A 16,504-nucleotide genomic window follows, 5' to 3' on the forward strand; every position below is an offset into this window, starting at 1 on the left:
CAATTAAAATGAAAAAATATTTATTTACAATCATTATAACACTAACTCTTTTTTCGACAGTGAGTATTTCCTGTTCGGATGAGTTTGTAGATCCTAAGCCGGCATATTCGATAGATTCAGAAAATTATTTTAATTCAAAGGCAGATTATGAGCAGGCATTAATTGCTGCTTACGATTTGCTTCAGTCTTCTTATGCAAATGTTTTACTGGGAGAAATTGCTTCTGATAATACTTTGTGCGGTGGAGAAAGTCCTATAGATGTAATCGGATGGCAGCAAATTGACGATATGATTCACACCGAGACAAACAGCAATCTTAGGGATATTTGGAACTGGATGTTTGCAGGTGTTCAAAGAGCCAATTACATACTTGAGTTTCAAAATAAAACCGATTTTGAAGGGAAAACCCAGCTTTTAGCAGAAACCCATTTTCTTAGAGCATACTATCAATTTGAATTAGTAAAATGGTTTGGTGGTATTCCTATGAAAGGAGATGCCAGGTTTAGGATTGGAGATGAAAAAACAATTCCGCGTTCATCAGTTCCGGAAGTGTATGCTGCTATTGAAGCCGATTTGATTTTTGCAGTTGCCAATTTATCTCCAACGGCATCACAAAAAGGCCGTGTTACAAAAGGAGCGGCACAGGCATTATTAGGCAAGGCTTATTTGTATCAAAATAAATTTGCATTGGCAGCAACAACTTTAGAAAGTTTAATAAGTACTTCTCCATATTCTTTAGAAACAGATTATAATAAATTATTCGAAAATGAAGGTGAAAACGGACCAGAATCTGTTTTTGAAGTGCAATATACAGATGTTGAAGGTGCTGGTTTTACCTGCTTGCAATGCAGCGAAGGAAATGTAGCTGTAGGTTTTAGCGGAGTACGCGGCTATGACGGACCTCTTTTTACTTCCGGGTTTAGTTTTAATATTCCGACTCAGGAAAGTGCAGATGCTTTTGAAATTGGTGACAGACGCAAAGACGTAGCTATTTTGGATATTGCTGCCTGGGCTGCTGCTAATGCTTCTTATAATAATGGTAAGGGAATCAAATACGGAAAAGGAAATGAGGACACAGGATTTTTTAACCGAAAATATTTGCCAAGAAAAAGAAGCAGTAATGCCGCAGGAGATTTGAATTTAACGAATCCGAATAATTACAGAGCCATTCGTTATGCTGATGTTTTATTAATGGCTGCTGAAGCTTACAATAGAGGAGGTATTGATGATGGAAAAGCAAGAGGTTATCTGAATGAGGTAAGAAAACGTGCATTTGGAGATTCAAATCATAATATTTCTGCTTCAGGAGCTGCATTGACCGATTTTATTCTGGCTGAAAGAAGACTGGAGTTCTTTGGAGAAGGACATCGTTTCTTTGATTTGGTAAGAACAGGAAAAGCAGTTGGAACAATACCTGGTTTTGAAAAGGATAAAAACGAATTATTTCCGATTCCGATCGAAGAAATTCAATTTGCAAACGGAAACTGGAAACAAAATCCGGGCTATACTAAATAACATCAATTATGAAAAAAATACATTTTATTATAAGTTTTTTCGCTTTGACAATTTTATTAGGTTGTGCAAACGATAACAGCGATATTGATCTGGATGGTATAGCCTTACCGGAGAATATATCGGCTTTGACCACTGTAACACAGGATAATTCAGGTAAAGTTACTTTTTTGCCTAAAGGAGAAGGAGTTACCCAGTATAAAATAAACTATGGAGACGGTTCTGCTGAGTCAGATTACTTTTCTCCGGGCGGAACTGTTAGTCATATTTATAAAGAGGGGGTTTACAATGCTAAAATCATAGCAATGGGACTAAATGGAGAAAGTACAGAAACAGATCAGCAGGTTGTAGTTTCTTTTAAAGCCCCTCAAAATTTGCAGGTAGTTATAACGAATGATTTATCGGTATCTAAAAAAATAACGGTTAAGGCAACTGCAGATTTTGCTTTGTTTTATGAGGTGTATTTTGGAGAAACAGGAAAACCAGATCCAATTTCGGCAAATAACGGTGAATCGATTTCATATACGTACAAAGAGGCTGGTGTGTATACAATTAGAGTAGTTTCAAAAAGTGCTGCTGTTAAAACAACAGAATATACAGCCCAGGTTACAGCTACACTCGTTCTTAACCCGACAACTTCTGCACCAACTCCACCAAACAGGCAGGCTGCAGATGTAATTTCTATTTATGGTTCTAAATATACGAATGTAGCAGGAACTAATTATTTTCCGGATTGGGGGCAGGCAGGACAAGGCAGCAGCTGGACAGAATTTGATCTGAATGGAGATAAAATGCTGAATTATATTAAACTAAGTTATCAGGGAATTGCATTGGCAGATGGTACATCAATAGATGTTTCCGGTATGGAATTTTTGCACATGGATGTCTGGACTGCAGATTTACAGAAAATTGAAACGTCATTGATTAATGTTGGCCCTTCAGAAAAACCTGTAACAAAAGATCTTACAGCAAATCAGTGGACAAGTATTGATATTCCGATTTCAGCATTTACAAGCCAGGGATTATCGGTTGATAAAATTTTCCAGTTAAAACTGGTTGGAACTCCATGGGCGGGAGGTACTGTATTTGTAGATAATATTTATTTCTACAAAACAGCTGCTCAATCTGTGCAATTACCTTTAGATTTTGAATCATCGGCCATAACGTATGCCTGGGGAGGTTTTGGAGATGCAGGTTTTGGACCAATTCCGGTTGCTGTTGTGGCAAATCCAAGTAAAACAGGGACGAATTTGTCAGACAAAGTGGTTAAAATAGAAAAACCGTCCGGGGCTCAGGTTTGGGCAGGTGCGAGTCTGAATTTAGAAAACACAATCGATTTTACTAAAGGAACTACTGTGAAAATAAATGTTTGGTCTCCTAAAGCAGGGGCTGATATTTTATACAAAATGGAAGTTTCAACATCGCCAAAAGACGGAAATGGAAATCCAACTGTTTTTTTCGAGGCGCATGCAACAACTACAACGGCCAATGCATGGCAGGTACTAACTTTCGATTTGACAACAGCACCGGGTTTTAATACGGCCAATAAATACGACAGGGTAATTTTATTCCCTGACTTCGGACAAATGGGAACAGGTTCTACTTATTACTTTGATGACATAAAACAATCCAATTAAATTAAGAAATCATGAGCAAAAAAATAATCATAAAAATAGTATTCATATTTGCGATTGTCCTGATGATGGGTTGTCAGAAAGATGATTACGCATTTGGCTCCATAGAGGCGCCAGCCAATTTTCAGGTAACTGCGGAGATTGTAGGAAAAACGGCTGCTGCTCCAAACGGAGACGGATCAGGAACAGTAAAATTGACAGCAACTGCAGATAATGCTATTTCTTATAAATATGTATTTAGTGACGGAACTTCAGAAAATGCACCTGGAGGTAAATTTACAAAGCGATTTACCAAAACAGGAGTTAACACCTATACCATTACAGTTATCGCTACAGGCAGGGGAGGTATTGCTTCAAATGTTACACTGGATGTTGAGGTGTTGAGTAATTTTAGTGATGACGAAGCGGTAGAGTTTTTAACTGGCGGGACTTCTAAAAAATGGTATTGGTCGGCTTCAGAACCGGGACATTTGGGAGTAGGTCAAAATGATGCTGATGCGACTAAAAATTATTATGCCAATTATTATCAGGCAGGTCCATTTGAAAAGGCAGGCTCACCGGCCAGCAGTTGTTTGTATGAAAACGTATTGACTTTTTCTTTAGATGGAGAACAATTGAAATACGAGTTGAATAATGGTGGCTCGACCTTCTTTAATGCTGCATTTGCAAGTGTTGCAGGCGGAAGCTCACCTGATGATGCATGTCTGGCATACAATGCAGGCGGCGTAAAAACGGTATCGTTAAGTCCTTCAGAATCAGTTGTGACTAAAAACCCTAACCATGCAACTCAAACAAGAGGTACAATGTTAAACTTTTCGGATGGAGGTTTTATGGGCTACTATATTGGTCAGAGCTCTTACGAAATTTTATCTATTACGGCTAACCGAATGGTGGTAAGAGCTGTTATGGGAGGAAATCCTGCTTTGGCATGGTATCATATCTTCACCACTACGAAACCTTCTCAGGTTCCTGACACAGATGTTGATTATACTAATTTAGTCTGGTCGGATGAATTTAATACAGATGGTACTCCAGATACAGCAAAATGGGGGTATAATTTAGGAACCGGAGATAATGGCTGGGGAAATAATGAAAAACAAAATTATACCAATTCTGCCACCAATGTAATTGTTCAGGGCGGGAGTCTTAAGATTACAGCCAAAAAAGAAGCTTCGGGGGGTCAGGCTTATTCATCTGCAAGATTAGTAAGTGACAGTAAATTCAAGTTTACTTACGGAAAAATAGAAGTAAGGGCTAAACTTCCTACAGGAGCAGGAACCTGGCCTGCGATCTGGATGTTAGGGCAAAATTATGCAACAAAACCATGGCCTGCCTGTGGGGAAATTGATATAATGGAACATGTTGGCAACAATCAAAATGTTGTACTTGGGACATTTCATTATCCTGGACGTTCAGGTGGAAATGCAGATTCAGGCAGTAAGACAATTGCAAATGTTTCTACTGAATTCCATGTATACAAAGCAGTCTGGAGCCCGGCATCGATAAAAATATATGCCGATGACACTCTCATTCATTCCATTACAAATACAGCTTCTTTGCCGTTTAACAGTGATTTCTTTTTAATATTAAATGTGGCGATGGGAGGAAATCTTGGAGGAAATATTGATCCGGCGTTTACACAATCTTCAATGGAGATTGACTATGTAAGGGTTTATCAATAAATAAATTAATTAGTAAAATGAAATTGGAAGGCCGGTTTTGCTGGTCTTCTAATTGAATATTTTTTAAATAAAATAAATAATACATGAAAAAAGCAGTAGTGCTGTTTCTGGTCAGTAGTTTTTGCATGGCTCAGCAGGTAAAAAGAAAACTGATTTGGGAGGAGAATTTTAATAAAAAGAGTTTGAATGAATCGGTGTGGAATTATGAACTTGGCGATGGATGTCCCAATCTCTGCGGCTGGGGAAATAATGAAAGGCAAATTTATACCAAAACCAATCATGAAATAAAAGATGGTAATGTGGTTATTGAAGGCCGAAAAGAAGGAGAAAAATATACTTCAACAAAAATCACAACAAAAGGAAAAAAAGAATTTCTGTATGGCAGAATTGAAGCAAGGGCGAAGTTGCCTGTCGGTCACGGTTTATGGCCGGCTTTTTGGATGTTGGGTGCTAATATTGATGAGGTAAAATGGCCTAAGACAGGCGAAATTGATATTTTAGAATATATTGGAAGAGATCCGCACATGGTTTATACCACTCTGCATACACAGGACAGTCACGGAAACACAATTAATACGAAAAGAACCGAATTTCCAAACATAGAAGAAGGATATCACGTTTATGCAATTGAGTGGAATAAAGATAAAATTGATTTTTTTGTTGATGATATTCTCGTTTATACTTTTAATCCCGAAGTTAAAAATGATGACATCTGGCCGTTTAATAAGCCATTTTACATCATTGTCAATCTCGCTATTGGCGGAAATTTTGGAGGCCCGGCTGTTGATGATAGTATTTTGCCCCAAAAATTTTATGTAGACTATATTCGTATTTATCAATAAAATAAAACAATTACTATTAAAAAAAGAAGAGCTAACTTGTTTGTGTCAAATCATTTAAACAAGTTGGTCTTCTTTTTTAAAGTGTTAAAAAAGGTACTATTTGTTTGGTTTTTGGTAGTGCTTTATCGACAAAAGTTAATTTTAAGGAATAATTTTTACTATTTTATTATTAATTATTGTTCTATCGTTTGCTTTTTAAAATAAATATTTGTTAAATTTGGACTGATAATTAACATAACACAAAAAAAGAGAAGCCTATACAATAAAATTACTTTTTAGAAAAATTACTCCAAATTTCAAAAACAAAACTAAAAAGTAGTACTATGGCTGATCTGCATATTCCAGACGCTCTATTAGTGAAAAATTATGTTGAAGGCAATGAAAACGCCCTGGCAACATTAATAAAAAGACACGAGTCTAAGATATATGGATTTATATATTCTAAGATAGCTGATAGAGATATTTCAAATGATATTTTTCAGGATACTTTCATTAAAGTTATAAAGACTTTAAAATCCAATTCATATAACGAAGAAGGTAAATTTTTACCTTGGGTAATGCGTATTTCTCATAATTTGATTGTAGATCACTTTCGTAAGACCAAAAAAATGCCAATGTACAGAGAAACAGAAGAGTTTTCGATTTTTTCGATTATGTCTGATGATTCTTTGACAATAGAAGGTAAAATGATTGTAGATCAGGTCGAAGTTGATCTGAAAAAACTAATTGAAGAACTACCTCAAGACCAAAAAGAAGTGTTGGTAATGCGTATGTATCAGGATATGAGTTTCAAAGAAATTTCAGAACTGACAGGTGTTAGTATCAATACAGCATTAGGCAGAATGCGCTATGCTTTAATGAATTTGAGAAAAATTATTGATAAACATCAAATAATTTTGACCAACTAATACTATTTTGAGTATTAGTTCGTTATACTGGTATAAAACATTTTCATAGTATGGCGAAAATTTACTCAAAAAAAGCATTAGCTTCAAAAGACTTAAAGCCAAAAAAAGAAGTAGTTTCTTTTTTATTAAGTTATTCACAAGCTTTAAAAGTTGTGAAAACTGAAAATAAAAGTTTTGAGATTATAGCTAATTAAACAGCCCCACTACTTTGTCGGATGTTTATTTCGAAAGAAAAACCAAATGGTCGTTTTGGTTGAAAGCTCACTATTCGTATGCAAATACAAATAGTGAGTTTTTTTATACAATAATTTTATTTTTTAGATAAAAACGGATCGCCAATCTTAAATTAATTAACAGGATTTGCGGTTAAAATTTTTAATTAATTAAAGGAATTATACTTTAATTATGATTTTTATTATTACGGTGTTAAAGTTTAGTGCTTTGTTAGTTTGGCTGATTTTTATATTTAGTTTATTGAAAAAAAGCTTTTATTTTGTGCATATCAATAAATTCAAATTTGTTGAATTGAAAATTGTCAGAAGAAAAGAAAATAATAATAAAAATGAATATTTTAATCCATTAACTTTAATAATCTATGAAGAATAACTACAATAATTTATTTTGTTTTGTTTGGCTCTTTTAAATGTGAATTACACTTAAATTATCAATTTATTTAACAATCAAACTAAACAAAAAATGAAAAATAATATTAAAATACTATCCTTTCTGTTATTGATTAATGTTAGTGTCTTTGCACAAAAAGATCAAATAAAAGAAGCTCAGTCCTTTTATGACAAAGGTAAAATTGAGGAATCTATAACAATTTTAAAAAAAATAGAATACCTTATTGTAAACGCTCCTGACGTAACCAAATCTGACTTTTTTTACTTAAAGGGAAATAGCTACAAAGATTTAGCGACTAAAAATATAGATCCGGCAAATAATTATACTTTAGCATCAGGCGCATATCAGGATGTACTTTTATACGAAAACGATTCACGTCATTACAAATATGCTTTGAAGGCAGATTTAGCTTTAAAAGATATTAAATCAAAGCTCGTTAAGGGGGCAATTAGTGACTTCAAAGAAGGTAAATACAAAGAAAGTGCTGATAAGAGTTATGAAGTTTACTTATTTGATAAAAAAGATACATTGAACTTATACAATGCAGCAGCGGCTTCACTTTCAGGTAAAGATTATGTTTCAGCTATTAAGTATTATGGGGAACTTAAAAAAAAGAATTATACAGGAACAGGAACTATTTTTTATGCAACTCATAAAAAGACAAAAGAAGAAGACGCTTTTGTTTCTTTAGGTGCGCGTGATTTGGCGGTTAGTGAAGGTGTTTACGAGAAACCCAGAAATTTCTTTCCTCCTTCTAAAAGAGAAGAAGTTTTGATTAATCTGGCTTTTTCATATTTAGAAAGAAATGATTTTGCTAATGCAGAAAAAAACTATATGGATGCTTTGCAGTTAAATCCTAATTGTATTAATTGTTGCATTAACCTTGTTTTTGTCAAAATGGAATTGAAAAAGGCGTTGTTGGATCAGATGAATGCATTGGGAAATACTCCAAAAGAAGTAAAGCAATACGAAGAATTAAATGCTAAAAAAGATGAAATTGTAAAAAGTGCAATTCCGTACCTTAAAAAAGCTTTACTTATCGAACCAGGCAACGAAGAAGCAAAAAAATCACTTTTGGGGATATACAGAGCTCTGGAAATGACTAATGAATATAATGCTTTAAAAAATAGTAAATAATATATCAGGAGCTGCTAAATTTTCTTTTTAGCAGCTTCTTCTATCACAGATTTTTTTCCAATAGTTCTGGTAATAATATCTTTTTCGAGACTCCAGCTTCTTGCAGGTGAATATTCCCGACCGTACCAGATAATTTGTAAATGCAGGTCATTCCATAATTCTCTGGGAAAAAGCCTTTTTGCATCTTTTTCCGTCTGAACTACATTTTTTCCATTTGATAAATTCCATCTGTACATCAGCCTGTGAATATGGGTATCAACAGGAAAAGCCGGAACTCCAAATGCCTGCGACATCACAACACTAGCTGTTTTATGACCAACAGCCGGTAAAGCCTCAAGCGCTTCAAAACTCTGCGGAACTTCTCCGTTATGCTTTTCAATTAAAATCTCCGATAGGCCGTGAATTCCCTTAGATTTCATGGGCGATAAACCGCAAGGACGAATAATTTCCTTAATTTCTTCAATCGACATTTTTACCATATCATACGGATTATCAGCCTTTGCAAAAAGCAGTGGAGTAATTTGATTCACACGTACATCTGTACATTGTGCCGAAAGTAAAACGGCTATCAATAAAGTATAAGGGTCTTTGTGGTCAAGCGGTACAGGTATAACAGGGTAGAGGTCTTTTAACGTATTTATAACAAATTGTACTCGGGCTTCTTTATTCATTTCCGTATTTTTAATGTCGTAAAAATAGCATAATTTTGATGATGTGCCTAATCCGGCTTTACGTTTCAACTCCTCATTGTCAAAGTAACATTTTTGAGCATTAACAAGAGCTTCCTCCGGTCGCTTTCTTAATGCAAAAAATGTAAACTTTCACAGTTCCGGGGTTTTCACTTCAATCCGGGGCATTTTTTAATTATGAATTATGAATTATGAATTATGAATTATGAATTATGAATTATGAATTATTTTATATTTATAACTCGAAATACAATCTCAAATTCTAAGTAGTCCAATAATCTAATAATCTAAAAAAAATGACAACATTACAAAAAGGAGATAAAGCACCAAATTTTTCAGGAATTGACCAAGATGGGAAAGCACATACACTGGCAGATTATGCCGGAAAAAAACTAGTGGTTTTCTTTTATCCAAAAGCCAGTACGCCAGGCTGCACTGCAGAAGCCTGTGATTTAAGGGATAATTTTGAACGTTTTAAAGCCAATAATTACGAGCTTTTAGGTGTAAGCGCTGACAATCAGAAAGCACAATTGAAGTTCAAAGACAAATACGAATTTCCTTTTCCGCTTTTAGCAGATGAAGATAAATCAGTAATCAACGCATTTGGCGTTTGGGGACCAAAGAAATTCATGGGAAAAGAATATGACGGAATCCACAGAACGACTTTTGTAATTGATGAAAACGGAGTTATCGATGAGGTTATTTCGCAGGTAAAAACAAAAGAACATGCAGCTCAAATTCTGAAATAATAAAAGTTAAAATCTAATAAAAATGCCCTTTTCGAAAAGGGCATTTTTGTAAATTTCTATTTGAAAATATTATTCTAAAACCAAACCAATCTGACCGTCGTCATCTAATTCAGTTTCTACTGGTTCATCTTCTGAGATTTCAGGTTTTTCAGGAACCTCTTCAACTGGTTCTTCATAAGGAAGCGGTTCTAACAAATTGACTTGTCTTAACTTGTCAGTCGTCAGTTGATTTCCTAATGCTTTAAAACCTTTTACAGCTATAAAGTCCTCTACATCAATATGCAGATCCTCTTTTTGGACTCCTTTCACCTTCGCAAAAACCAATTGCGCTACAGGGCGATAATCTGTAGATACAATTTCTAATTGTGAATTAGGGTGATCCGTGATAAAGCTGTCTTCTTTACCTTCATTCTCCACAAGGAAACGCTTTAAGAAATAACGCTCTTTTTCACCATCATAATAAATCGCAGAAATTGGCTTTTTCGGCTTCCATTTTTCCAGAACAATCATATCTTCTTCAAAATGAGTTGATAACTCCGGAATAATCACTTTTAATTTTCCGGATTGACTAATCACCAAAATTTTGTCTGTTGGTTTGAACTCACCCAGTAATTCTCCTCTTCCGTCCACATTTAGACGTTTTACTGTGTCATCAAACCAAACTTTTCTTGGAAGAAGAGTTGAGATTCCTTTTTCCTTCAATTCAATTTTCTTGATAGGATATTTGGTTACTAAATTTCCTTTAGAGCTACGCCCTTTGATTGCTAATTTTGCAAAATCAATATCGAATTTGAGTTTTTTGATTGTTCCAATCTGGCGGAGCAATATGGTTACGACTTCAGCTTCTCCATTTGGATTGTGCGAAAAATAAACAACCTGAGAACCTTTGGTTCCATTTGTTAAATCATACGCTTTATCTCTGGTGACTCCGGTAACATTGAAACGTTTTATGTAAGATGGGCCGGATTTTCCATCTCGGTAAATCATATTGTAAATGGTTCGTTTATCACTCTTATCAAAAACGGCAACATGTATAATATCTTTTCCAACAAACGTTTTGGCATCCACTTTTGTAATCATCATGGTTCCGTCTCGTAAAAAAACAATGACATCATCAATATCAGAACAATCACCGACGTATTCGTCTTTCTTTAAGCTGGTTCCTACGAAACCTTCTTCACGGTTTACGTATAATTTTGTGTTTCGTAAAACAACTTTTGTAGCTTCAACATTATCAAAAACACGAAGTTCGGTCTGGCGTTCGCGTCCTTTTCCGTATTTCTCTTTTAATTTGGTAAAGTAAGCAATCGCGAAATCTGTTAAATGCTCCAGATTATGCTCTACTTCTTTCATTTCGTCTTCTAACTTAGCGATTAAGTCATCCGCTTTATCAGAGTCGAAACGCGTAATACGAATCATCGGGATTTGTGTCAAACGCTGTAAATCATCGTCATTGATTTCTCTGACGAATGATTTTTTGAAAGGCTCAAAACGATCGTATAAATATTTGTATAATGACTCTCTGTCTCCGTATAATTTGAAGTCGATATACATTTCTTCACGAATGAATATTTTCTCCAAAGTAGAAAAGTGCCACTTATTTTTTAATTCTTCTAACTGAATTTCTAATTCCTGACGAAGTAAATCAACTGTTCTGTGTGTTGAAATTTTTAACATTTCAGAAACCCCGATAAACAAAGGTTTGTTGTCTTCAATAACACATCCTAAAGGTGCAACAGAGGTTTCGCAGGCTGTAAATGCAAACAAAGCATCAATGGTTTTATCCGGTGAAACACCCGGGAAAAGATGAATTAAAATCTCAACATCGGCAGCCGTATTGTCTTCAATTTTCTTAATTTTGATTTTACCTTTTTCATTGGCTTTCAAAATACTGTCAATCAAACTCGAAGTATTGGTAGAAAACGGAATCTGAGTAATCACCAAAGTATTTTTGTCTAATTGTGAAATTTTAGCACGTACACGCACACGTCCGCCACGCATTCCGTCATTGTAATTCGAAACGTCGGCAATACCCTGCGTCATAAAATCGGGATAAAGCGTAAAAGGTTTCCCTTTTAAGATTTTAATCGAAGCATCAATTAATTCGTTGAAGTTATGAGGTAAAACTTTCGTTGACAAACCTACCGCAATACCTTCAGCTCCCTGCGCCAAAAGCAATGGGAATTTTACAGGAAGATTAATTGGTTCTGCCTTTCTACCGTCATACGATAATCCCCACTCAGTGATTTTTGGAGAATATAAAACCTCCAAAGCAAATTTTGACAAACGAGCCTCGATATAACGGGGAGCAGCAGCACCGTCACCAGTCAAAATATTTCCCCAGTTCCCCTGACAGTCAATCAATAAATCTTTTTGGCCAATTTGTACCATAGCATCACCAATACTCGCATCTCCGTGTGGGTGATACTGCATGGTGTGCCCAACAACATTGGCAACTTTATTGTAACGACCATCGTCCAGCTCTTTTAGAGAGTGCATAATACGACGCTGAACAGGCTTGAATCCGTCTTCGATAGCAGGAACAGCACGTTCCAGAATTACGTACGAAGCGTAATCCAGAAACCAGTCTTTGTACATACCTGTTACTTTGGTAATAACGTCTTCGCCTTCTTCTTCCTGATTTTCGTAAAAATGCTGCCCTTCAAAATGTTTAGCATCTACGTCGATAATCTCATCGTCATCTCCATTTTGATTGTCATCAATCTGGTTTTCATCCTGAGTATTTTCGTCGTCGTTTGGAATTATGTTATCGTCTTCTTCGTCTTTCATTTTATATGCTGAATTATTTCAGTATTTCTATTTAATCGCTTTGATTGCTAAATTTTTTTCTACGAATGCTTCTTCTTTCGCTATTGCTTTTGGATCATCATTTTCTACAAAAAGTGTAATTCCAAATTTTTTAAATAAGTTACTCATATCATAATAACAATAGCTTTGAAAATCTTCTAAATTATCTGAAACTCTTGAGCTTTCACATTCTAAGCAAAACTCATTATAACCAATAATTCTGTTTTTATTATCTCTAAACAGAATCATGTGTCTAGGATTATAGCAAGCTGACTCAATTTGATCAAGTGAACAGCTATCACTTATCATTAAATTCAAAAGCTCTTTTTCCTGAATTTTATTTAAAACAACTCTTCCCTGTATCATTGTACTGTCGAAAGTTAATTTATATTTATCTACTAATACTTTGTGAATTGGAAATTCTCCTTTAAATTTAGTATCCCAATAATTTCTATTATAATAAGAAATCAGTTCAATCTTAGAATAATTCTTTATTGGAAACTCTCTTTTATTAATTACTTTACTAAATGTTTCATCTGTATCATTCTTTTTACAAGAAATTAAAAGTAAGGTTACGATCAAAAATATAATTTTCTTCATTTATCGCTCTCTATTATTTTGAAGAAGTTCTTTCAAAACCTCAACACTTGGTAAAACGGTTTTATATTTACTCGCAAAAATCTGTTCATTATTTTCGGGTAAGGTATATTTTACCACAGCTTCACTTTTGTTTTGGCAAAGAACAATTCCAATGGTTTTGTTCTCATCTTCTAGACGCATTTCCCTATCATAATAGTTAACATACATTTGCATCTGACCTAAATCCTGATGTTTTAATTCTCCAATTTTAAGATCAATAAGAACAAAACATTTTAATATTCTGTTGTAAAAAACTAAGTCAATTCTGAAATGTTTGTCATCAAAAGTTATCCTTTGTTGTCTTCCAACGAAAGTAAAACCGTGTCCTAATTCTAATAAGAAATGTTCCAGCTTATTGATGATTTCTTCTTCTAACTGCGATTCTGAATATTGATGTAATTCTGGTAATCCTAAAAATTCAAGTATATAAGGATCTTTAATTAAATCTTTCGGTTTTTCAATTATTTGGCCTTTTTGTGAAATTTCCAGAACTCCTTCTTTATCTCGGCTTAAAGCTAATCTAGTATATAATGCTGAATCATATTGGCGTTTTAATTCTCTTACACTCCAATTGTATTTTTCAGATTCTATTTCGTAAAAACGTCTTTCCTTTTCATCATCTATTCTCATTAAAAAAGTATAATGAGACCATGTCAGTTTAAAGCGAAGTAAAGATGAAGGATCTTCTGCTACGAGTGAAAGTTGCTGTGAATCTTTATTTTCCAATTTCGTAGACAGTGTCGACGAAATTGAATATATCTTATAAAATTTTCTCATTCGGTCAAGATTTTCTACAGAAAATCCTTTACCAAATTCTTTCATAAGTTGCTTAGATAGACCTTTTAAAAGTTTTTTACCATATTCAGCTCTGTCTTTTCCATTTTGCTCTTCTTCAACTATAATTTTCCCTATCTCAAAATAAGTATAAACCATTGTTGAATTTACGGTACGCAAAACCTGTTGTCGGGCATTATGCAATAACTCCGCAACTTGTTGAAAAAGGACTTTGTTTTGAAGATCGTTTGACAATATTATTTTTTATTTAACCTGAATATTTTCAATAGTATTCTGACTCTTTTTATAATTTTTAATTAAAACATAAGTGATTGCAAAACTTACAATAAACACTAGTGCTGCATAAATTAATTTCTTCTTTTCCATTTTTTTATATTTCCTCAACGGCGTCCAATTCAACTTTTAGATTTTTTATAATAAAATCTTGTCTGTCAGGTGTGTTTTTACCCATATAGAAAGACAATAATTGCTCAATCGAAGTATGTTTATCCATCATAACCGGGTCAAGGCGGATTGTGTCTCCAATAAAGTTCTTGAACTCATCTGGCGAAATCTCTCCTAAACCTTTAAATCGGGTGATTTCCGGCTTTGGTTTAAGTTTTTCTATCGCATCTTTTCTTTCTTCTTCAGAGTAACAATAAATCGTTTCTTTTTTGTTACGAACCCTGAAAAGCGGTGTTTGTAAAATATACAAATGACCTTCTTTGATTAATTCAGGGAAAAACTGAAGGAAAAATGTAATCAGAAGCAAACGAATGTGCATTCCGTCGACATCAGCATCGGTTGCAATTACGATGTTGTTGTAACGTAATTTTTCTAATCCGTCTTCAATATCAAGTGCCGCTTGCAGTAAGTTGAATTCTTCGTTTTCATACACGATTTTTTTACTCATTCCGTATGAATTCAAAGGCTTACCACGCAAACTGAAAACCGCTTGTGTATTCACGTCACGCGATTTTGTAATAGATCCGGAAGCCGAATCTCCCTCGGTAATAAAAAGCGTACTTTCTAAGTTTCTTGGGTTTTTAGTATCCGGAAGATGCGCACGGCAGTCTCTTAATTTTTTATTGTGAAGATTGGCTTTTTTTGCACGATCTGTCGCCAGTTTTCTAATTCCTGATAATTCTTTACGCTCGCGTTCTGCCTGAAGAATTTTACGTAATAAAGCTTCTGCAGTTGTTGGATTTTTATGCAAATAATTATCCAGTTTTGTTTTGATGAAATCGTTAACAAAGGTACGAACAGAAACTGCAGGAGTTCCGTCATCAGAACCCATATCTGTAGAACCTAATTTTGTTTTGGTCTGAGACTCAAAAACCGGTTCCATTACTTTAATACTAATCGCACTCACAATCGATTTACGAACGTCTGATGCTTCGAAGTTTTTATTGTAGAACTCACGAATCGTTTTGACAACAGCTTCACGATAAGCAGCTAAGTGCGTTCCTCCCTGTGTGGTATTCTGACCGTTCACAAAAGAGTGATATTCTTCACTGTACTGCGTTTTACTGTGTGTCAGCGCGACTTCAATATCATGATCTTTCAAATGAATAATTGGATATTCTAAATCTTCTTCACTGATCGTTTCCTCTAATAAATCGCGAAGCCCGTTTTCTGAATAGTATTTTTCTCCATTAAAAATAATTGTCAGACCATTGTTTAAGTAACAATAGTTTTTGACCATTTTTACCACATATTCCATTCGGAATTTATAGTTTTTGAAAATCGTTTCGTCTGGCGTAAAAACAACTTTTGTTCCTTTTCGTTTTGTGGTTTCGATTACGTCTTCTTCTAAAACCAGATTTCCGCCGGAAAATTCAGCTGCTTTTTGTTTTTCATCACGAACCGATTCTACACGAAAAAAAGTCGAAAGTGCATTTACAGCCTTCGTTCCGACACCATTCAGACCAACCGATTTCTGGAAAGCTTTTGTGTCGTATTTTCCTCCTGTGTTCATTTTCGAAACAACATCGACCACTTTTCCTAACGGAATTCCACGTCCGTAATCACGAACCGTTACGGTTTTGTCTTTAATGCTTACCTCAATAGTTTTTCCTGAGCCCATTACGAACTCGTCGATACAGTTGTCTAAAACCTCTTTTAAAAGAATGTAAATACCATCGTCAGGTGCAGATCCGTCTCCGAGTTTTCCGATGTACATTCCCGGACGCATACGGATATGTTCTTTCCAATCGAGTGATCGGATATTATCTTCGGTATATTGATTTTGCTCTAGCATAAATGAAGTTTGGATTTTTGGCTAATGTACCATTTATCGGTAAAAAATGAAAGCGTATCATTTTAAAGTTATCAATAAAAACAGCTTTAAATTTCTATTTAAATTGATGAGAAAATAATACAAACCACTAGTGTCCACTAAAAATTAAAATAAGTTCTTTGAAATTATTGTAAATCTGTATTTTAAGAGTCATTTTAGAGCGTGACGATTTGAAATGATTATTATGTTCGTAAATCAATATTACGAA

At 34.6% G+C, this 16,504-nt stretch carries 14 protein-coding genes; 8 read left to right on the plus strand and 6 right to left on the minus strand.

Going from position 1 to position 16,504, the window contains the following annotated elements; all coding sequences use genetic code 11:
* Nucleotides 1-8: 8 nt before the first annotated feature.
* From AAEO57_RS13620 to AAEO57_RS13650, 7 genes are all read left to right on the plus strand, one after another.
* Entirely contained in the window at nucleotides 9-1,514 is a 1,506-nt protein-coding gene (locus AAEO57_RS13620; protein WP_341693511.1) for a RagB/SusD family nutrient uptake outer membrane protein, read from the plus strand.
* Between the two features lie 8 nt (nucleotides 1,515-1,522).
* Nucleotides 1,523-3,148: a hypothetical protein gene (locus AAEO57_RS13625; protein ID WP_341693513.1), complete on the plus strand. Its 1,626-nt coding sequence runs from the start codon at nucleotides 1,523-1,525 to the stop codon at nucleotides 3,146-3,148.
* Nucleotides 3,149-3,159: 11 nt separating this feature from the next.
* On the plus strand, nucleotides 3,160-4,827 hold the full coding sequence (locus AAEO57_RS13630) for a family 16 glycosylhydrolase (protein WP_341693515.1): 1,668 nt from the start codon (nucleotides 3,160-3,162) through the stop codon (nucleotides 4,825-4,827).
* Between the two features lie 83 nt (nucleotides 4,828-4,910).
* Entirely contained in the window at nucleotides 4,911-5,669 is a 759-nt protein-coding gene (locus AAEO57_RS13635) for a glycoside hydrolase family 16 protein (protein WP_341693517.1), read from the plus strand.
* 323 nt (nucleotides 5,670-5,992) lie between these two features.
* A complete protein-coding gene (locus AAEO57_RS13640) occupies nucleotides 5,993-6,577 on the plus strand; it encodes an RNA polymerase sigma factor (protein WP_341693519.1) in 585 nt (194 codons plus the stop codon).
* Between the two features lie 50 nt (nucleotides 6,578-6,627).
* Entirely contained in the window at nucleotides 6,628-6,771 is a 144-nt protein-coding gene (locus AAEO57_RS13645; protein WP_341693521.1) for a hypothetical protein, read from the plus strand.
* A 502-nt stretch (nucleotides 6,772-7,273) separates the two neighbouring features.
* On the plus strand, nucleotides 7,274-8,338 hold the full coding sequence (locus AAEO57_RS13650) for a tetratricopeptide repeat protein (protein ID WP_341693523.1): 1,065 nt from the start codon (nucleotides 7,274-7,276) through the stop codon (nucleotides 8,336-8,338).
* Nucleotides 8,339-8,352: 14 nt separating this feature from the next.
* Here the strand turns inward: AAEO57_RS13650 and AAEO57_RS13655 are convergent, their stop codons facing one another.
* Nucleotides 8,353-9,009, minus strand: a complete 657-nt coding sequence (locus AAEO57_RS13655) for an endonuclease III domain-containing protein (RefSeq protein ID WP_341693525.1) — start codon at nucleotides 9,007-9,009, stop codon at nucleotides 8,353-8,355.
* 314 nt (nucleotides 9,010-9,323) lie between these two features.
* On the opposite strand from AAEO57_RS13655, the gene bcp reads away from it, so the two are divergent.
* Entirely contained in the window at nucleotides 9,324-9,776 is a 453-nt protein-coding gene (gene bcp, locus AAEO57_RS13660) for a thioredoxin-dependent thiol peroxidase (RefSeq protein WP_341693526.1), read from the plus strand.
* Between the two features lie 69 nt (nucleotides 9,777-9,845).
* Here bcp and AAEO57_RS13665 read toward each other — a convergent pair whose 3' ends face one another.
* The 5 genes from AAEO57_RS13665 to AAEO57_RS13685 are packed head-to-tail and all read right to left on the minus strand — an operon-like array spanning nucleotide 9,846 to nucleotide 16,257.
* On the minus strand, nucleotides 9,846-12,566 hold the full coding sequence (locus AAEO57_RS13665; protein ID WP_341693527.1) for a DNA gyrase/topoisomerase IV subunit A: 2,721 nt from the start codon (nucleotides 12,564-12,566) through the stop codon (nucleotides 9,846-9,848).
* 27 nt (nucleotides 12,567-12,593) lie between these two features.
* Nucleotides 12,594-13,184 (minus strand): hypothetical protein, encoded by a 591-nt coding sequence (locus AAEO57_RS13670; protein ID WP_341693529.1) that lies wholly within the window; start codon nucleotides 13,182-13,184, stop codon nucleotides 12,594-12,596.
* Complete coding sequence (locus AAEO57_RS13675) at nucleotides 13,185-14,252, minus strand: PDDEXK nuclease domain-containing protein (RefSeq protein WP_341693531.1); 1,068 nt, start codon at nucleotides 14,250-14,252, stop codon at nucleotides 13,185-13,187. It abuts the gene before it with no gap.
* A 9-nt stretch (nucleotides 14,253-14,261) separates the two neighbouring features.
* Nucleotides 14,262-14,384 (minus strand): hypothetical protein, encoded by a 123-nt coding sequence (locus AAEO57_RS13680; RefSeq protein ID WP_280115297.1) that lies wholly within the window; start codon nucleotides 14,382-14,384, stop codon nucleotides 14,262-14,264.
* 4 nt (nucleotides 14,385-14,388) lie between these two features.
* Complete coding sequence (locus tag AAEO57_RS13685) at nucleotides 14,389-16,257, minus strand: DNA topoisomerase IV subunit B (protein WP_341693535.1); 1,869 nt, start codon at nucleotides 16,255-16,257, stop codon at nucleotides 14,389-14,391.
* Nucleotides 16,258-16,504: the final 247 nt, after the last annotated feature.

The organism is Flavobacterium calami, assembly GCF_038290035.1.
Taxonomy (GTDB): Bacteria; Bacteroidota; Bacteroidia; order Flavobacteriales; family Flavobacteriaceae; genus Flavobacterium; species Flavobacterium calami.